This window comes from Leisingera sp. S2M4, from assembly GCF_055398055.1.
The window spans coordinates 1,924,466-1,942,689 of sequence record NZ_AP040861.1; the positions used below are offsets into that span (position 1 = coordinate 1,924,466).

General features: G+C 65.5%; 14 protein-coding genes. 4 read left to right on the forward strand and 10 right to left on the reverse strand.

The annotated features are described in order from the left end of the window. The 6 genes from rodA to ACZ52D_RS09420 all read right to left on the reverse strand — a co-directional run bounded on the left by rodA (position 1) and on the right by ACZ52D_RS09420 (position 6,702). Entirely contained in the window at positions 1 to 1,152 is a 1,152-nt protein-coding gene (gene rodA, locus ACZ52D_RS09395) for a rod shape-determining protein RodA (RefSeq protein WP_464441147.1), read from the reverse strand. Further along, the gene (gene mrdA / locus ACZ52D_RS09400) at positions 1,149 to 3,095 is read right to left on the reverse strand and encodes a penicillin-binding protein 2 (protein ID WP_222456430.1); all 1,947 of its coding nucleotides are present in this window, start codon (positions 3,093 to 3,095) and stop codon (positions 1,149 to 1,151) included. The genes rodA and mrdA overlap by 4 nt, the downstream gene beginning before the upstream one ends. Then, a complete protein-coding gene (locus ACZ52D_RS09405) occupies positions 3,092 to 3,631 on the reverse strand; it encodes a hypothetical protein (protein ID WP_222456431.1) in 540 nt (179 codons plus the stop codon). Before ACZ52D_RS09405 ends, mrdA begins: the two co-directional genes overlap by 4 nt. Further along, positions 3,624 to 4,565, reverse strand: coding sequence for a rod shape-determining protein MreC (mreC, locus tag ACZ52D_RS09410; protein WP_222456432.1), 942 nt, complete (start codon positions 4,563 to 4,565; stop codon positions 3,624 to 3,626). The genes ACZ52D_RS09405 and mreC overlap by 8 nt, the downstream gene beginning before the upstream one ends. 59 nt (positions 4,566 to 4,624) lie before the next feature. Then, positions 4,625 to 5,671, reverse strand: coding sequence for a rod shape-determining protein (locus tag ACZ52D_RS09415; RefSeq protein WP_027257685.1), 1,047 nt, complete (start codon positions 5,669 to 5,671; stop codon positions 4,625 to 4,627). A 242-nt stretch (positions 5,672 to 5,913) separates the two neighbouring features. After that, positions 5,914 to 6,702, reverse strand: a complete 789-nt coding sequence (locus tag ACZ52D_RS09420) for a lysozyme family protein (protein ID WP_464441148.1) — start codon at positions 6,700 to 6,702, stop codon at positions 5,914 to 5,916. 120 nt (positions 6,703 to 6,822) lie between these two features. On the opposite strand from ACZ52D_RS09420, the gene rlmJ reads away from it, so the two are divergent. Next, positions 6,823 to 7,617 (forward strand): 23S rRNA (adenine(2030)-N(6))-methyltransferase RlmJ, encoded by a 795-nt coding sequence (gene rlmJ / locus ACZ52D_RS09425; protein WP_464441149.1) that lies wholly within the window; start codon positions 6,823 to 6,825, stop codon positions 7,615 to 7,617. Between the two features lie 125 nt (positions 7,618 to 7,742). On the opposite strand, the gene ACZ52D_RS09430 is transcribed toward rlmJ, so the two are convergent. Next, the gene (locus ACZ52D_RS09430; protein ID WP_222456435.1) at positions 7,743 to 9,329 is read right to left on the reverse strand and encodes a 2-isopropylmalate synthase; all 1,587 of its coding nucleotides are present in this window, start codon (positions 9,327 to 9,329) and stop codon (positions 7,743 to 7,745) included. A 235-nt stretch (positions 9,330 to 9,564) separates the two neighbouring features. Beyond that, complete coding sequence (gene pdxR, locus ACZ52D_RS09435) at positions 9,565 to 10,953, reverse strand: MocR-like pyridoxine biosynthesis transcription factor PdxR (protein WP_464441150.1); 1,389 nt, start codon at positions 10,951 to 10,953, stop codon at positions 9,565 to 9,567. 105 nt (positions 10,954 to 11,058) lie between these two features. Here pdxR and ACZ52D_RS09440 point away from each other — a divergent pair, with 105 nt between their 5' ends. Next, positions 11,059 to 11,739, forward strand: coding sequence for a pyridoxamine 5'-phosphate oxidase family protein (locus ACZ52D_RS09440; protein WP_464441151.1), 681 nt, complete (start codon positions 11,059 to 11,061; stop codon positions 11,737 to 11,739). Between the two features lie 103 nt (positions 11,740 to 11,842). Here ACZ52D_RS09440 and ACZ52D_RS09445 read toward each other — a convergent pair whose 3' ends face one another. Then, positions 11,843 to 13,243, reverse strand: coding sequence for an MORN repeat-containing protein (locus ACZ52D_RS09445; RefSeq protein ID WP_464441152.1), 1,401 nt, complete (start codon positions 13,241 to 13,243; stop codon positions 11,843 to 11,845). 183 nt (positions 13,244 to 13,426) lie between these two features. Here ACZ52D_RS09445 and ACZ52D_RS09450 point away from each other — a divergent pair, with 183 nt between their 5' ends. Then, positions 13,427 to 15,085 (forward strand): NAD+ synthase, encoded by a 1,659-nt coding sequence (locus ACZ52D_RS09450; RefSeq protein ID WP_464441153.1) that lies wholly within the window; start codon positions 13,427 to 13,429, stop codon positions 15,083 to 15,085. A gap of 178 nt (positions 15,086 to 15,263) precedes the next feature. Further along, positions 15,264 to 16,595, forward strand: a complete 1,332-nt coding sequence (locus ACZ52D_RS09455; RefSeq protein ID WP_464441154.1) for an NAD(P)/FAD-dependent oxidoreductase — start codon at positions 15,264 to 15,266, stop codon at positions 16,593 to 16,595. On the opposite strand, the gene ACZ52D_RS09460 is transcribed toward ACZ52D_RS09455, so the two are convergent. Beyond that, the gene (locus ACZ52D_RS09460; RefSeq protein WP_464441155.1) at positions 16,571 to 18,121 is read right to left on the reverse strand and encodes a sensor domain-containing diguanylate cyclase; all 1,551 of its coding nucleotides are present in this window, start codon (positions 18,119 to 18,121) and stop codon (positions 16,571 to 16,573) included. The genes ACZ52D_RS09455 and ACZ52D_RS09460 overlap by 25 nt on opposite strands. Positions 18,122 to 18,224: the final 103 nt, after the last annotated feature.

Below are 18,224 nucleotides of genomic sequence, written 5' to 3' on the forward strand. Positions count from 1 at the left end.
TCAGCGTGTTGAATGGCGCGGCCGGTGGATGTGGGCGCTTTGCACGATGCCGAAGGCGCCCAGCAGCACCAGCATCGCCGAGCCGCCATAGGACACCATCGGCAGCGGCACGCCCACTACGGGCGCCAGCCCCATCACCATCGACATGTTGACCGCGAAGAACAAAAAGAAGTTGAGGCCGATGCCCATGATGACCAGCGACGAAAACCGGTCCTTGGTGGCAATAGCCGAGGCGATGCAAAACAGGATGATCAGCATGTAGATGAACAGCAGGGTCACGCCACCGATGAAGCCGAACTCCTCCGCCAGGGTGGTGAAGATGAAGTCGGTGTGTTTCTCCGGCAGGAAGTTCAGCCGCGACTGGGTGCCCTGCATGAAGCCGCGCCCGGACCAGCCGCCGGACCCCAGCGCGATCTTCGACTGGGTGATGTGATAACCGGCGCCCAGGGGATCCTGCGAGGGATCGAGGAAGGTGTCGATGCGGCGGAACTGGTAGTCCTTCAGCAGCTGCCAGTCGGTGCCGCGGCTTTGGAACACCGCGCTGACCAGCCCCACGCCCGAGGCAATGACGGCGACGAAATAGGCCCAGTGCACGCCTGCCAGAAACATCACCCCGCCGCCTGCCGCCATCAGCAGGATCGAGGTGCCAAGGTCCGGCTGTTTCAGCACCAGCGCCACCGGCAGCAGGATCAGCGCCACGGGGAGCATAACCCACAGGGGCCGCGAGGTTTTTTCCGGCGGCAGCCAGTCGTAATAGGCGGCCAGCAGCATCACCAGAGAGATCTTTGTGACCTCGGATGGCTGCAGCCGCATGAAGCCCAGATCAATCCAGCGCTGCGCCCCCATGCCGACGGAGCCGAACAGCTCCACCGCCACCAGAAGGGCGAGAGAGCCGAGATAGGCCAACACCGACACGTTGCGCCAGAACCAGATAGGGACCACGGCCACCACGAACAGCAACACCAGGCCCAGGGCAAAACGTTTGACCTGCGGTTCGACCCACGGCGTGAAGGAACCGCCGGCAACAGAGTAGAGCATCAGGAAACCGACGCAGGCCACCGTCACCAGCAGCAGCAGCAGACCCCAGTTCAGGTAGAGGATCTTGCGAAACCCGGAGGGCATCGATTTGGCGTGGTATTCCAGATAGCTCATGCCTTGCTGCTCCGGCTGCCCAGGGGGCGTTTGACGCGTTCGCGCTCCAATCGTTCCTGCTGTGCCTTGATGCGGCTGCGATCGGCCTTGGGGTAGGCTTCCAGCGGCGGGGTACCATCGTAGAGCGCCTGCAGCAGCACGTCGCGGGCGATCGGCGCCGCCGCCTTGGAGCCACCGCCGCCGTGTTCCACCACCACCGCAACCGCGTATTTCGGGTTGTCGTAGGGCGCGTAGCAGACATAGAGCGCGTGGTCGCGACGCTCCCACGGAAGGTCCTCGTTGCGGATCACCCCGGCGGCGCGTTCGGCGGCGGTGATGTTGCGCACCTGGCTGGTGCCACTCTTGCCGGCCATGCGGATACCGTCGCCGATGATGCGCGAGCGGTAGCCGGTGCCGCGGCGGTCGTTGCTGACCGAGTACATGCCCTTGCGCACGGTGCGCAGGTTGTTTTCCGCGACATCCAGCGGTTCGCCGGCGCCGCTGGGCTGCTCGACCCCGTCGATGGATTTCAACAGCCGCGGCGTGACACTGCGCCCGGTGGCGATACGCGCCGTCATCACCGCCAGTTGCAGGGGCGATGCCAGCATGAAGCCCTGACCGATCGACGCGTTCGCGGTATCCCCGATCAGCCAGTCCTTGCCATAGGAGCGCAGCTTCCATTCCTTGGTCGGGGTGATCCCCTGCGCGACCGCGGACATCGGCAGGTCATGTTTGACGCCGAGGCCGAACTTGTTGGCCATCGCCGAGATCTTGTCGATGCCGGTCTTGATCGCGATGTCGTAGTAGTAGACGTCGCAGGACCGTTTAAGCGAGTTGTTCAGGTCCACATGCCCGTGGCCGGCCCGCTTCCAACAGTGGAAACGACGTCCCGCGACGGTCAGATGGCCGGGGCACCAGACGGTTTCCTCCGGTCCCACCACGCCTTCTTCAAGCGCTGCAAGCGCGGTGATCATCTTGAAGGTGGAGCCGGGCGGATAGGTGCCCTGCACCGTCTTGTTGGACAGGGGGCGGTAATTGTCCTCGGTCAGCATGCGGTAATCGGCGACCGAAATGCCGCGCACGAAAAGGTTGGGATCAAAGCTGGGAGAGGAGCAAATGGCACGAATGTCGCCCTCCTCGCAGTCGATCACCACCGCGGCGGCACTTTCGCGACCGAGCCGTGCCTGCACGTAGTTCTGCAAGGCGGCATCGACGGTCAGCTGCATGTCCGCCCCCGAGATGCCCTCGCGGCGGTCCAACTCACGCATGACGCGGCCGGTTGCATTGACCTCGACCCGTTTCGCGCCGGCCTTGCCGCGCAGCATGTCTTCGCGCTTGGCCTCGAAGCCGACCTTGCCGATCTGGAAGCGGGGGATCATCAGCACCGGCTCGGGGTCGTCCATCTTGCTCAGGTCGTAATCCGAGACCGGTCCGACATAGCCCACCACATGGGCAAAATCCTCTTGCTGGGGATAGACCCGGGTCAAACCGACCTCGGGGGTCACGCCTGGCAGCGCCGGGGCGTTGACCGCGACCTTGGAAATGTCCTCCCAGCCGATCCGATCCGCAAGGGTGATCGGAAGAAACGGGGGCGAACGGCGCATCTCCGCGCGGGCGCGCTCCAGGTCCTCGGGGTCCAGCGGCAGCAGGTTCGACAGTTTGGCGATGACCGCCTCGACGTCGCCCGCGTCCTCCGGCACCAGGGTAATCCGGTAGGAGGGGGAGTTCTGGGCAATGATCTGCCCGTTGCGGTCAAAGATCTCTCCGCGGGCCGGGGGCAGCAGGCGGATGTTGATGCGGTTTTCTTCGGCCAGCAGGCGGAATTCATCGGCCTGATCCACCTGCAGAAACCGCATCCGGGCCGCCAGCCCGCCCGCAAAGGCCAGTTGAAGCCCGCCCAGGAACAGGGCCCGGCGGGTCATCTTGCCATGTGTGGCATCAAGATCCTTGGAGGAGCGTTTCATCGGCGGTGTACCAGGGTTTCGGCTTCGGCCGGAGACAATTTGCGTACGCCCAGAATAGTCTGGCTGAGCCAGACGACCAGAGGGTAGGCGAGAATGGTCATCACGACCTGAATCACGGTCAATCCCAGGGGGGCCTGCTCGACCGCGAACAGCGCCAGCGTCAGCCGGTTGAGGGCGGCAATCACCGTCAGCACCGCGGCGATGGCCAGCCAGTCGCTGACAAAGGTGCTTTCGCGGTGGGGGGCGGCACGGGCCTTCAGGACGCCACATCCCAACACCGCCAGCAGCGCCATCAAGCCGGGCGGGCGCAACAGCAGCAGGTCTTCCAACAGGATGACGAGGGCAATCGAAATCGGCGGCACGAATTCCGGCCGCCGCATCGACCAGGTCAGCGCGATCAGCAGCAACAGGTCCGGCGGCGCCCAGAAACGCGGCTCGGTATCCAGCGGCAGCAGGTGGAAGAACATGATCAGCACGGCCAGCGCCGGAAAGGCCGCGCGCATGGTCCAGATCCGGGCGGTCGAGGTGCTAGCCATTCTCCGCCCCGGCTGAAACACTCGCGTCGTCCCCGCCCAGATCCTGCGGACGGGGTTGCGGCATCGGATCGCCGGGTTTTGCGCCGACCAATGCGCCCGGCGTGTCGATGACCTCGGTGCCGTGATGGCGCAGCACCCGCAGGAACTCCAGTCGGCTGTAGTCGGCCGACAGCCGCACCCGCATGCGCCCGGAACGGTCCTTGGCGACCTGGCCAATCAACAACCCGGCCGGGAAAACCGATCCATCGCCCGAGGAGATGACCCGGTCACCAGGGCGCACCAGATCGGGGTTTTCCAGGAAGCTCAGCAAGGGGGCTGCGCTGTTGTCGCCGGTCACCAGGGCGGTCTGGCCCGAAGGCTGGATGGTGGCGGGAACCGCGCTGGCGGCATCCGTCAGCAGGATCACCCGCGCGGTGTTGCGACCGGTGCCGGAGATCCGCCCGACAAGCCCGATCCCGTCCATCGCGGCCCAACCATCATGAACGCCGTCGCGGCTGCCGACGTTCAGCAGAACCGACTGCCGAAAGGGGGAGCCGCTGTCCGCCATCACCACGCCGGTGATATAGGTCAGCTGCGGGTCCAGCCGCACGTTGTTGAGGTCCAGCAGCCGGGCGTTTTCCTGCTCCAGCTGCAAGGCGGCTTCCTTCCAGGCGCGCATCTGGCGCAGCTCGCTGCGCAATTCCCGGTTCTGTTCGGCCAGCCGCTGGTAACTCTGGAAGTCGCGCAGCAGGTTGATCGTGGCCGTCACCGGCACCATGGCCCAGTCCATGCTGGGCACGACCCGGTCGACCACCTGGGCGCGGAAGCGTTCCACCCGTGGACTGTCGATGCGCCAGACGATGAAAATGGCCGCCAGGCACAGGCACAGCACCACGGTCAGCAGGCGCCGCAGCGGGGTGGCGTAATCATCGCGCTGTGACTTGTCCTTTGCCACGTGTCTCCTTCCTGCCTGCAGGCCGATGCCCTGTCAGGTGCGGCCCGATGGCAGAGGTATCAGCTGTCGTAGTCGATCGCGTGGGCCAGCTGCTTTTCGTATTCCAGCGCCTTGCCGGTGCCAAGCGCCACGCAGTTGAGGCTTTCGTCGGCGATCGAGACCGCAAGGCCCGTCTGCTCGCGCAGGGCCAGATCCAGATCGCCCAGCAGCGCGCCGCCGCCGGTCAGCATCACGCCACGGTCGACGATGTCGGCAGCCAGATCCGGCGGGGTGGTCTCCAGCGCGGTCATCACCGCCTCGCAGATCTGCTGCACCGGCTCGGCCAGCGCCTCGGCCACCTGGGCCTGCGAGATCTCGATCTCCTTCGGCACACCGTTCAAGAGGTCACGGCCACGGATCTGCATCGACTGGCCGCGGCCGTCGTCGGGCATGCGGGCGGTGCCGATCGAGGTCTTGATGCGCTCGGCGGTCGCTTCACCAACCAGAAGGTTCTGCTGGCGGCGCAGGTAGGAGATGATCGCCTCGTCCATGCGGTCGCCGCCGACGCGGACCGAGCGGGCGTAGACGATGTCGCCCAGCGACAGAACCGCCACCTCGGTGGTGCCGCCGCCGATGTCGACGACCATGTTGCCGGTCGGATCGGTGATCGGCATGCCCGCCCCGATGGCGGCCGCGATCGGCTCGGCAATCAGGCCGGCGCGGCGCGCACCTGCCGACAGCACCGACTGGCGGATCGCGCGTTTTTCAACCGGGGTGGCGCCATGCGGCACGCAGACGATGATCTTGGGCTTGGAGAAGGTCGAGCGCTTGTGCACCTTGCGGATGAAGTGCTTGATCATCTCTTCGGCGGTGTCGAAGTCGGCAATCACGCCTTCGCGCATTGGCCGGATCGCCTCGATCGAGCCGGGGGTGCGGCCCAGCATCAGCTTGGCGTCTTCACCCACGGCCAGCACCTTCTTGACGCCGTCCTTGACGTGGTAGGCGACAACCGACGGCTCGGACAGGATCACGCCTCGGCCCTTCACGTAGACCAGCGTGTTGGCAGTGCCGAGGTCGATGGCCATGTCCGAAGAGAACAGACCGCCCAAGTTTCCGAAAAGCGCCATGTAGAAGGGATCCTGTGAGTGCTGCCAAATATTCCTTGGGCGACTCCGGGCGGAGCCGCCTGTTCCCACCTTATAAGCGGCACGGGTTGAGCGCGAAAGGGCGTATTATGGTGAAACAGCGCCTTTCCGCCAAGACCGGCCGCCAAAGGCTGTTTCAGCAGGCAAGGGGCGCAGCAGAGCCGCCGCGTCGCGATGCTGACCGGCAGCGGAGTACGGTGACGGGACGGCCGACAGGCCCCTGATCAGCCGGGGAAAATCCGCGCCATCTCGGACTTGAAATGGGCATAGGTCAGGCTGGCGCTGTTGCCGGCATACCCTTCGTAGTAGGATTTGCCGCTTGCCACCGGCAACCCGGCCCAGATCTTGGCAAGGTTCAGCATGAAGGTCTTGCGGGGCATCTCGGCTGCGAGGAAGGCGCTGTAGCCCGCTTCCTCGATCAGCTGATGCGCCAGCTGGTCCTGCAGTTCGGGCGAGAAGCGCGCCTGCGGTTTCACCCCCTGGTGGCGGACCAGCCGCCGCAGGGTTGCCGGAATGAACTGATAGCGACCGATGGCATGGGGCTGGCCGGGGGTGGCATCGATCCAGGCGTTGATTTCGGCAATCGTCATCTGGGTCGGCTTTTTGGGCGGCTTGCGTCTGGCACCGTATTGCACCGCGTCATACTGCGCCTTGCCGGCCTCGGCGCTGGCGATCAGGTCCAGCAGACGCTTGATGCTGGGCGGTGCCCGCAGGATCGGCGCGAACAGCCCGCCGCCGCTGCGGCCGCGGAACAGGCTGGAGGCCCCGGGGTTCAGGGACACCGCGCCGCGGCCGGTGTCCGCCCCGGGCAGCGTGTCCGGCAGCAGGCTGGCCACGGCCTGCGGCGCAGGCGCGGCAGCAGGTGCCGAGCCCGGCATCGGCGCCGAGGCCTTCTGCAGGAAGAACTGGTTGTTGATCAGCGAATAGCCCTGCGCGCTGACAACGGTCGGGCCGCACGTCAGCGCAGCCAGAAAGGTCAAAGCCAGGGCAAGGGCACTCGTTCTGAGGGGCATGGGAACCTGCGTTCTGCGGCATCACTACAGCGGGCAGTCTGCCGCAGCGGGGTTGAGATTCCGTTTACCCGCCGTACGCCGCCCCTTCCGCCGTCGTGCAATTTTCGCTACAGGAAACAGATGCTCTCGTATCAGCACATATACCACGCCGGAAACCTGGCCGATGTCCAGAAACACGCGCTGCTGGCCTGGATGCTGGCGTATCTCACCCGCAAGGACAAACCGCTGAGCTATATCGAGACCCACGCGGGCCGCGGGCTGTACCTGCTCGACGCGCTCGAAGCGGTCAAGACCGGCGAGGCAGAGCAGGGGATCACCCGCATTCTGGCAGGGCAGGCGCTGGCTGCGGATCATCCGCTGCATCACGCCATTTCCGAGACCCGCAAGCAGCACGGTGAGGCGGCCTATCCCGGCTCGCCGTTGATCGCGGCCTGGCTGCTACGCCCCGCTGACAGCCTGCATTTTGCCGAGCTTCACCCGCAGGAAAACGCCGCGCTGCGGGCGGCGCTGGCGCCTTGGCGGGCCAATGTGCATCAGCAGGACGGGTTCGAACTGGCCCAGTCTCTGGCGCCGCCAACACCCCGGCGGGGGCTGTTGCTGATCGATCCCAGCTACGAGATCAAGGCCGACTATGCCCGCATTCCGGGCATCATCGCCAAGCTGCACCGCAAGTGGAATGTCGGCATCATCGCCCTGTGGTACCCGATCCTGAAGGATGGCAGCCACAAGACGATGCTGACCGCGCTGGAGGCCCAGGAACTGCCCGGTGCCCTGCGCCACGAGGTGTCCTTTCCGCCGGTGCGCGAAGGCCACCGGATGGTCGGCAGCGGCATGTTCGTGGTCAATGCCCCCTTCGGCGCCGAGGAAGAGGCCGCACGGATATCGGCCCTGTTCATTGCCGCCGCCGGTCGCTGACGCGCCGCCTCTCTGCGGCAAAGGCACGCCGCCCTGTTAGGGGACATGAAAAAGGGCACCGCAGCGGGTGCCCTTTGTTGTGTTCGGATGTTGTGTGCGGAGCGGTGATTGGCTCAGCGCGGGGCTTATGCCAGATCCTTGTAGGAAATCTCACGCGCGTCAGCGCCTTCGCCCACCCGGCCACGGCGCACGATCACGCGGTTGAGCGCGTTCACATAGGCCTTGGCAGAGGCAACCACCGTATCGGTGTTGGCGCTTTCCCCGGTGGCGATGACGCCGTCTTCCTCCAGCCGCACGGACACGGTGGCCTGGGCATCGGTGCCCTCGGTGACCGCGTGCACCTGGTAAAGCTGCAGGCGCGCCGAGTTCGGATAGATCTTGCGGATCGCCTTGAAGGTGGCGTCCACCGGCCCGTCGCCCTCGGCGGTTTCGGTCACGTCGTTGCCGTCGATCTCCATCTCGACGGTGGCTTCGGCCGGGCCGCCGGTGCCGCAGACAACCTTCATCGACACCAGTTGCAGGTAGTCGTTCTCGGCGTCGCTGCCCGTGCGCATCAGCGCGATCAGGTCGTCGTCAAAGACTTCCTTCTTGCGGTCGGCCAGCTCCTTGAAGCGGACAAAGACGTCCTTCAGCTGATTGTCGCCCACCTCGTAGCCGAGGTGCTGCAGCTTGTCGCGCAATGCAGCGCGGCCGGAATGCTTGCCCAGCGGCAGCGAGGTGCCGGACAGGCCCACATCCTCGGGGCGCATGATCTCGAAGTTCTCGCGGTTCTTCAGCATGCCGTCCTGGTGGATACCGCTTTCATGGGCAAAGGCGTTCTTGCCGACGATCGCCTTGTTCGGTTGCACAACGAAGCCCGATACGGTCGAGACCCGGCGCGAGATATGCATGATCTTGGTGGTGTCGATATTGGTGTGCCAGGGCATGATGTCGTTGCGCGTCTTCAGCGCCATCACCACCTCTTCGAGCGCGGTGTTGCCCGCCCGTTCGCCAAGGCCGTTGATGGTGCATTCGATCTGCCGCGCACCACCTGCGACAGCGGCCAGCGCGTTGGCGGTCGCCATGCCGAGGTCATTGTGGCAGTGGGTGGCAAAGATCACCTCATCCGCGCCCGGCACGGTCTCGATCAGGCGCTTGATCAGGTCAGCGGATTCCATGGGCGCGGTGTAGCCGACGGTGTCGGGGATGTTGATGGTCGTGGCACCTGCCTTGATGGCGATCTCGATCACCCGGCAGAGATAGTCCCACTCGGTCCGGGTGGCGTCCATCGGCGACCACTGCACGTTGTCCACCAGGTTGCGCGCGTGGGTCACGGTCTCGTGGATCTTGTCGGCCATCTCGTCCATGGTCAGGTTCGGGATGGCGCGGTGCAGCGGCGAAGTGCCGATGAAGGTGTGGATACGCGGCTGCGCGGCCTTGCGCACGGCTTCGGCGCAGCGGTCGATGTCCTTGAAATTGGCCCGTGCCAACCCGCAGATCATCGCATTTTTCGAGCGTTCGGCAATCTCGCTTACGGCGGCAAAGTCGCCTTCTGAAGCGATCGGGAAACCGGCCTCGATGATGTCGACCCCCATGTCATCCAGAAGCTCGGCGATCTCCAGCTTCTCGTGGTGGGTCATGGTGGCACCGGGGCTTTGCTCACCGTCGCGCAGGGTGGTGTCGAAAATCAATACGCGGGATTTGTCGCCGGAAATCGCGGAGGGATGGGTCATGTTGGTATCTCTTGTCTCTGTCCTAGGCCCGGTTGCGGGCGGAATAGCCTTGTTTGGCGCGCATGCGGCAATCCTCTGAGCGGGCGCGCCGGAAGGGCACGCTCAGAGGCGGGCTAGGATCAGTAGGGCGCGCAGCGACGCACCGCGGAAAGCGGCATCGGCGTGGGGGATATCTGCGCAAAAGTTCATGGGAAGGATTTATACAGAGGCAATTCTAAATGAAAAGCCCATCGGTTCAGAAAATCGCGCCCTCCGCCCGCCCGCTTGCTTCGATGATTTTTTGCAGCCGGGCTATCTGCCGGGGGAGGTCCTCCGCCGTGCCCTGGCAGAAGCCGATCAGCAGCCCGTTCGTCCGGCGCTCCGGGTCATGCGGTGACAGCGGGCGCAGGGCAAAGCCCTCGCTGGCGGCGGTTTTGCAGATGTCCTTATCCGCAGGGCCTGCGGCCAGGTGAAAGGCGATCTGCATCCCCGCGTTGTGCCGCTCGAACCGTCCCAGCGCGGCGGGCCAGCGGGCCAGCGCATCCGCCGCCGCCGCGTAGCGCTCGGCATACAACCGGCGGGCGCGGCGGATGTGGCGGTCGTATTGGCCAGAGGCCATGAATTCCGCCAGCGGCCGCTGCGCGGTGATGGCGGCCCCGGCGCTGGGGTGCTGGAACAGGGCGCGGAAAGGCTCCACCAGCGCGGGTGGCAGAATCGCATAGCCCAGCCGCAGCGCATGCGAGAACGTCTTTGAAAATGTGCCGACGTAGATGCAGCGTCCGTCGCCATCCAGCGCCGCCATGGCCGGAACCGGCAGGCCGGCGTAACGAAACTCGCTGTCGAAATCATCCTCGATGATCCAGCCATCGCGCTCCCTGGCTGCCTGCAGGAAGGCCTGCCGCTGCGGCACTGGCAGGGTGCCGCCCAGGGGGAACTGGTGGGACGGGGTCAGCAGGGTGACCTTGGCCATCTGCCGCGGCACCTCGGCGCCGCGCGCACCGGCGCGCAGCCAGCGCACCGGCCAGCCACGGGCGCTGGCAAAACGCTGGGTCGGAATGAAACCGGGGGCCTCCAGCGCGATGTCCTCGCCCTGCACCAAGAAATCCATCGTCAGTTCCAGCGCCTCGCGCGCGCCGCTGGTCACCAGAACCTGTTCGCCGCTGCAGGTTATGCCGCGCCAGCGCCCCACATAGGCGGCGATCTCATGGCACAGCCGGGGGTCGCCGAACGGGTCTTCCAGGTGGCTGAGGCTGTGGGGATCGATGCGTGCCACACGTGAAACACACCGGGCCCAGGAACGCGCCGGGAAGACTGCCGGATCGGGCGCGCCGGGCAACAGCGCGCCGGGTTTCGGTGGCGGCGGCGGTGCGGTGGCCGCGGGCGGCACCTGTGGCGTCCGGATCGGCGCCACGTCGCAGACAAACAATCCCGCGCCGCGCCGCGCCTCGGCATAACCTTCGGCGACCAGCTGGTCATAAGCGGTGACAACGGTGGCGCGGGATACGCCCAGGTCCTGGGCAAGCGCCCGGCTGGACGGCAAACGGCTGCCGATCGCCAGCGCACCGCTGCTGATCTGCTGGCGCAGGGCGGTGACAATCTGGCGATAGCGCGGCTCCTTGCCGGGGGTGACGATCAGCTTGTCCAAATTGGCATGCTCATTTTTCTAAAAAGTGGACATTTATTATGGACCAGTTTGCGCATAGCCATCAGCCGGAGACAAGACGCAACACCCAGAACAAGAGGTCAGCCAATGAGCCAGCCCAAGACCAGCCGCCCCGATGACGCCGCCGAACTGAAGACCAACCGCAGCCGCCTGCGCCGCGCGCATGAGCGCGGGCTCTATGACCGCGAAACCGTCTACCGCGTGCTGGACGCAATGCCGCTGGGCCATATCGGCTACCAGATCGACGGCGCGCCCTCGGTGCTGCCGACGCTGCAATGGCGCGAAGGGGATCATGTCTACTGGCACGGCTCGGCCGCCAGCCGGGCGCTGCGCGCGATGGACGGGGCCGAGGTCTGCCTCACCGTGACCTGCATGGATGGCTACGTGCTGGCGCGCTCGGCGTTTCACCATTCGGTCAACTTCCGCTCGGCAATGCTGTTCGGCACGGCGGAACGGGTCACGGATGCGGATGCCAAGGCCGCCAGCCTGCAGGCGATGGTCGAGCATATCTTCCCCGGACGGTGGGAGACCCTGCGCCCGATGACCGAGCAGGAGGTGAAGGCAACGGCGCTGATGCGGATGCCGATCACGGAAGGCGCGGCCAAGATCCGCACCGGCCCGCCGAAGGATGACGAGGAAGACTACGCCCTGCCGATCTGGGCCGGCGTGGTGCCGATGGCGATGGAGCTGCAGGCGCCGGTCCCCGATCCGGCCAACCTTGAAGCTGTGGCGATGCCCGATCACCTCAGCCGTATCCGCATCGGCTGAGCCGTCGTGGCGTCAGCAGGGGCGAGATCACAGGTAAAGGCAAGAGCACGTGCAGAAGGCGCGCTCTTGCCCGCGTTGTGCGATCCTGTCGATCGTAAATGTTTTATTCGGTGTCGTTGACCAGGGCACCGTTCTCCCAGGTGCCTTCCGCCTGCTCGCCGCTGGAGTATTTCATCGTGCCGGGGCCCTGGCGCTTGCCGTTGACGAACTCGCCCTCGTAGACGTCACCATTGGCATATGTCGCCACGCCCTTGCCGAAGATCTTGCCGTCCTGCCAGCTGCCTTCATAGGTAAACCCGTCGGGCATCACGATCTTGCCCTGCCCGTGGCGCTGGCTGTTGGCGAACTCCCCGGTGTAGACCGATCCGTCCGCGTAGGTCACCTTGGCCTGGCCGTGGCGCTGGCCATCCTGCCAGCCCCCCTCGTAGCGGTAGCCATCGGCGTAGGTCATCACCCCGTGGCCGTGGTTCTTGGCGTTCTTGAACCCGCCCGTATAGGTGATGCCGCTGGGGTAGGTGGCGGTGCCTTCTCCCTCGATCACGCCCGCGACCCAGTCACCTTCGTAGGTGGAGCCATCGGGGTAGGTGATCTTGCCCTTGCCTTCGGGCAGGTCGTCGCGGAAGGCGCCCTCGTATACCGAGCCATCGGGGTAGGTCATCTTGCCGATGCCCTCGATCTGGCCGTGTGCCCATTCGCCGGTATAACTGTAGCCGTCCTTTTCGGTGATGGTGCCGGTGCCGTGGCGCTGGTCGTCCTCGAAGGAGCCGACGTACACGTCGCCGTTGGCATAGGTCATCTTGCCGTGTCCGTGGCGCCGGGTCTCTTTCAGCTCACCCTCGTACACATCGCCGTTGGGGTGGACCTGCCGCCCGGTGCCATTCATCTGGCTGTTGGACCATTCGCCCTCGTAGATCAGCCCGTCCGGGGTCTCCAGTCGGCCCTGGCCCTGCAACTGGCCGTCAACCACCTCGCCTTCGTAGACGGTCCCATCGGCATAGACGATCCTGGCGTTGCCTTCCTGTCGCCCCTCGACCCAATCGCCGTCGTAGCTGTAGCCATCGGGGGAGGTCATCACACCGCGCCCGTGGCGTTTGCCGTGGGCGAAGCTGCCCTCGTAGCGCACGCCGCTGGCATAGACGGACAGGCCGTCACCGTGGATCTGCCCCTCCTGCCAGCCGCCCTCGTAGGTGCTGCCGTCGGCGCGGGTCAGCTTGCCCTGCCCGTGGGGTTTGCCCTGTGCGAACTCACCTTCATAGACGGACCCGTCTGGAAAGCGTGCAACGCCCTGGCCGCGGACCTCGCCATCGACCCATTCGCCGGTGTATTCATAGCCGTTGGGCAGCTTGTAGGTGCCGGTGCCATGCTGCAATCCGTTGCGGAAGGTGCCCTCGTAGACGCCCCCGATCTCATCCTGCGTGGTGATGACCTCGCCCTCCTGGGCCAATGCCGGTGTAGCCAGCGCCAGGATGGTGGAAAACGCGAGTGCGGTGCCGAAACGGGTCATTCAAAACCTCTGCCTGCCCAGGGAAAACGGTGCTGCTGCCATTTTGGGTTGCTCGCCCGGAAACTAAGCTACCGCAACCCGGGCCGCAATGTCTTTTCCCCGGCGGCGGCCCGGGGCTCTTTTCCTTGGGCGGTAATCTGGATAGATGGCTGGGGTAAGGAACTTGCAGAAGGCCCAAGCAGCATGGCAGACCGTTTCCGCGTGACACTGGCGCAGCTGAATCCCACCGTCGGCGACCTGGCAGGCAATGCCGCCAAGGCCCGCGAAGCCTGGGAAGAGGGGCGCAAGGCGGGCGCCGACCTGGTGGCGCTGCCCGAGATGTTCATCACGGGGTACAACGCCCAGGACCTGGTGATGAAACCGGCCTTCCACACTGCCGCCATCGCCGCGGTGGAACAGCTGGCGGCAGACTGCGCCGACGGCCCCGCGTTGGCGATCGGCAGCCCATGGGTCGAAGGAACGGAACTGTTCAACGCCTATCTGATCCTGAAGGACGGCAAGATCGCCGCGCGCAACCTCAAGCACCATCTGCCGAACGAGACCGTCTTCGACGAGGTGCGGATCTTTGATGCCGGACCGCTGGGCGGCCCTTACTCGGTGAATGACACCCGCATCGGGTCTCCCATCTGCGAGGACGGCTGGCACGAGGACGTGGCGGAAACCATGGCGGAATCCGGTGCCGAGTTCCTGCTGATCCCCAACGGCTCACCCTACTACCGCGGCAAGCTGGAGGTGCGCTTCAATCACATGGTGGCGCGCGCGGTGGAGACGCAACTGCCGGTGATCTACCTCAACATGGTGGGCGGCCAGGATGACCAGGTGTTCGACGGCGGCTCCTTCGTGCTGAACCCGGGCGGCGCGCTGGCGCTGCAGATGCCGGTCTTCGACGAGGCCTACGCGCATCTGGATCTGGTGCGTACCGACGACGGCTGGCGCGCCATCGAAGGCGAAAAGGCGCATCTGCCGGATGCCTGGGAGCAGGACTATCGCGTGATGGTCGAATCCCTGCGCGACTACCTCGGCAAAAGCGGCTTCAGGAAAGTGCTGCTGGGCCTGTCCGGTGGGGTCGACTCGGCCATCGTGGCGGCGATTGCCGTGGATGCGATCGGCGCGGAGAATGTCCGCTGCGTGATGCTGCCTTCGGAATACACCAGCCAGGAATCCCTCGATGATGCCGAGGCCGTCGCCAAGGCGCTGGGCGTGCATTACGACTTTGTGCCGATTTCCGAGGCCCGCGCCGCGGTCACCAACACCCTTGCGCCGCTGTTTGCCGGTCGCGACGCCGACGTGACCGAAGAAAACATCCAGTCCCGCCTGCGCGGCCTGCTGCTGATGGCGATGTCCAACAAGTTCGGCGAGATGCTGCTGACGACCGGCAACAAGTCCGAGGTCGCGGTCGGCTATGCCACCATCTACGGCGACATGAATGGCGGCTACAACCCGATCAAGGATCTGTACAAGACCCGCGTGTTCGAGACCTGCCGCTGGCGCAACGCCAACCACCGCCCCTGGATGAAAGGCCCGGCGGGCGAGGTGATCCGCCCCAACGTGATCGACAAGCCGCCCACGGCGGAACTGCGCGAGGATCAGAAGGACAGCGACAGCCTGCCGGATTACCCGGAACTGGACGCCATCCTCGAGATCCTGGTCGACCGGGATGGTTCAATCGCTGATTGTGTTGCGGCAGGGTTTGATCGCGACGTGGCCAAGCGGATCGAGCATCTGCTTTACATCAGCGAATACAAACGCTTCCAGTCCGCACCGGGCGCGCGGCTGACGCCGCGGGCGTTCTGGCTGGACCGGCGCTATCCGATTGTGAACCGCTGGCGCGACCCCTCTTGACGCGGGTGTTAACCCTTTGGAGGGGCACCATTTTTGACCCGCGCCGGTCTGTTCCTGCGCGGGGGCGTTTCCGATAACGGTCTGATATGCGGCGGAAAAATCACAATGCGCCGGTTGACGTCAGGCTGCGTCATCCGGGCGCTGGACGCGTGTCTTCCCAGCGGGCATAGATGCCTTCATGCCCGGACCCCGACTGCCCCATTTCCAATCTGATCTGGCCCTGCCAAAATCTGTCGACGCCGTGGTGATCGGCGGTGGCATCATCGGTGCGGCCACCGCGCTGGAACTGGCAGAGCGCGGCCATTCGGTGCTGCTGTGCGAAAAGGGGCAGATTGCCGGAGAGCAAAGCTCGCGCAACTGGGGGTGGGTGCGGATCTCCTGTCGCGACCCGCGGGAAATCCCGCTGATGGCGCGCGCGCTGACCCTGTGGGAGGGGCTGAACGAACGCACCGGGCGGGATACCGGATATCACCGCTCGGGCATCCTGTTCACGGCCGAAAGCGCCAAGAAGGAAGCCCGGCTGGAGCGTTGGCTGCGCAACCTGGACGGTTTGGGGCAGCAGGCGCATATGGTGCGCGGCACCTCGCTTGCAGCTTTGGTGCCGGGGCATCCGGCCAGGGTCCGGGCCGGGCTCTACACGCCGCTGGACGGGCGGGCGGAACCGCAGTTCGCGACCCATGCCATCGCCGCGGCGGCGCAGGCGGCCGGTGCCAAGGTGATGACCGAATGCGCCGTGCGCAGCGTCGAGACCTCCGCCGGTCGCATCAGCGGGGTGATGACGGAACGCGGCCGCGTGGCCTGTTCGGCGGTGGTGGTGGCGGGCGGCGCCTGGTCGCGGCTGTTTCTGGGCAATGTCGGCATCGACCTACCGCAGCTCAAGGTGCTCAGCTCGGTGTTGCGGACCTCGGCGGTGCAGGGCGGACCAGCGCCGGCCCTCTATACCGACAAGCTGGGGCTGCGCAAACGGGCCGACGGGGGCTACACCATTGCCGATGCGCATGAAAACGTCGTGGACCTGGTGCCGGACAGTTTCCGGCTGGGCTGGAAATTCCTGCCCAGCTTGCGGCAGGAATGGCGCAGCCTGCGGTTCCGCCTGTCGCACCGCTGGCGCGAGGAGGCCGCGCAGGAGCGCCGCTGGCAGCCACATCAGACCACCCCGTTCGAACGCTGCCGGGTGCTCGATCCGGCCCCGTCGCAAACGGCCTTGAAACGCGGCTGGGCGGCGGCGCAGGCGGATTTCCCGGTTCTGCGCAGTGCCGATGTGGTGCAAAGCTGGGCCGGGATGATCGACGTCACCCCCGACGCGATCCCGGTGATCTCGCAGGCCGATGATCTGCCGGGGCTGTTTGTTGCCACCGGGTTTTCCGGCCATGGTTTCGGCATCGGCCCGGCGGCGGGCCAGCTGGCCGCGGATCTGGTCACCGGGGATGCGCCGGTTGTCGATCCGCATCCGTTCCGGCTGTCGCGGTTTTCCGACGGTACGCGCTACGGCCCGCAGCCCGGCTGCTGAGCACTGCAGTCGGCGGCGTCGCGTATGCAGTTGCGCCCGCCCGCCTTAGCGGCATAGACCGCCCGGTCGGCGGCGTTCAGCAGATCCTGCGGCGTGCTGCCATCCTCGGGGAAGCTGGCAACGCCCACAGACACGGTGACCCGCGGCAGCGTGCCTGCCCCGTAGCGCAGTTTCAGGTTCTCGACCGCCTGCCGCAATGCCTCTGCCGCGTGCAAGGCCTGCTCCTTGTCGGTGTCGGGCAGAAAGACCGAGAACTCCTCTCCGCCGAAGCGGCTGCAGATCTCGCCATGGGTGAACAACCCATGCAGCCCGTCGCCAATGGCCCGCAAAACGGTATCACCGGCATCGTGGCCATGGTTGTCGTTGAACGGCTTGAAGCGGTCGACATCAAAGCTGAGCACTGCAGCCTGTCCCATCTGCCGTTCTGCTATCATCAATCCACCGCGCAGGGCGTTCAGCAGGTGGCGTCGATTGTACAGACCGGTCAGCGGATCGCGGGTGGACTGGTCGTGCAATTCGTCGCGCAGTTTCACGTTCGCAATCGCCAGCGAAATATGCTCGCAGCATTGCAGGGCCAGCCGGTGACTGGCGTCGCGGCGCTCGGCGCTGTCATCGGGAGCGAACTTGACGTGCATCAGCCCCACCGTGTTGCCATGCGCGACGATCGGCACGCAGCCGTATTCCTCTGGCGTCTGGGGCAGTCTCTGATCCTGGACATGCGCGCAGGCAAACGAGATCCGGTCCTGACGGTATCGGTACTGTCGCCCGCGCCGCAGCGACCAGCAGCTGTCCGGCAGGATATGGTCGCGCATGGGGGTGCTGCCCCAGCTGCACACCCCGTCCAGAACATCGCGGGAATTGGCGTAGATATAGATTTCCCCGGCCGAGCCGGGCAGGATCTGGGCCATGAAGGTGGCGGTGATCTTGTACAGTTCTTCCAGCGACTTGCAGCTTTGCAACCACTCGTCCAGCTCCGACAGCAGCCGGGCTTCCTTGCGCCAGGCCTGTTCCGCCGCCAGCGCCCGCAAGGCCGTCAATTCAGCCTCCTCGGCCTTCTGCTTGGCCTTCGTCAGCTCCTCCGCATCGCGGCGATACTGGGTGACGTCCGTGTAGCTGGTGACATGGCCGCCGTCGGGCAGGCGGCGTGTCTCGATCGACAGGATGCGTCCCGATGCCATGCGGCGATCGGCGCTGAAGCGATCCTTGCCCGAGTGGAAATCGATCCGGGCCTGGGCTGCGCTGGCCGCGGTGACGTCCCCGCGTGCCACCGCCGCGGTGAAGAAGTCCTCCCGCGACAACCCGATGCGCAGGTCAGTCTCGTGCAATTCCAGAACCTCCAGCACGCGCTGGTTGAACAATTCGCAGCGGCCATCCGCGGACCAGACAACAATGCCTTGCGACAGCCGGTCAACAATATCGCGAAAACGGTCCAGCGAGGGCTGGACCGGGTCGGCGACATGCCGTGGCGCGTCCGGCGCAGAGGCGCCGGATGACTGTCGTTGAGTGAAGGTCGATTGATCGTTCACGGGCAACCCTGGGCTAACTGGCATTCAGTCGCCTCAGGGTAGCAAAGGCGGGTGTGTCCTTTCTAAATGGCACCCGGCGATCTGCTTGAAATTTGACTCAAGC

Coding starts and splice junctions, on each gene's coding strand:
- mrdA (WP_222456430.1), bottom strand. CDS start 3,095: ATGAAACGCTCCTCCAAGGATCTTGATGCCACACATGGCAAGATGACC.
- ACZ52D_RS09430 (WP_222456435.1), bottom strand. CDS start 9,329: ATGACCCATCCCTCCGCGATTTCCGGCGACAAATCCCGCGTATTGATT.
- rodA (WP_464441147.1), bottom strand. CDS start 1,152: ATGAGCTATCTGGAATACCACGCCAAATCGATGCCCTCCGGGTTTCGC.
- rlmJ (WP_464441149.1), top strand. CDS start 6,823: ATGCTCTCGTATCAGCACATATACCACGCCGGAAACCTGGCCGATGTC.
- ACZ52D_RS09405 (WP_222456431.1), bottom strand. CDS start 3,631: ATGGCTAGCACCTCGACCGCCCGGATCTGGACCATGCGCGCGGCCTTT.
- ACZ52D_RS09450 (WP_464441153.1), top strand. CDS start 13,427: ATGGCAGACCGTTTCCGCGTGACACTGGCGCAGCTGAATCCCACCGTC.
- ACZ52D_RS09455 (WP_464441154.1), top strand. CDS start 15,264: ATGCCCGGACCCCGACTGCCCCATTTCCAATCTGATCTGGCCCTGCCA.
- ACZ52D_RS09415 (WP_027257685.1), bottom strand. CDS start 5,671: ATGGCGCTTTTCGGAAACTTGGGCGGTCTGTTCTCTTCGGACATGGCC.
- ACZ52D_RS09445 (WP_464441152.1), bottom strand. CDS start 13,243: ATGACCCGTTTCGGCACCGCACTCGCGTTTTCCACCATCCTGGCGCTG.
- ACZ52D_RS09440 (WP_464441151.1), top strand. CDS start 11,059: ATGAGCCAGCCCAAGACCAGCCGCCCCGATGACGCCGCCGAACTGAAG.
- ACZ52D_RS09420 (WP_464441148.1), bottom strand. CDS start 6,702: ATGCCCCTCAGAACGAGTGCCCTTGCCCTGGCTTTGACCTTTCTGGCT.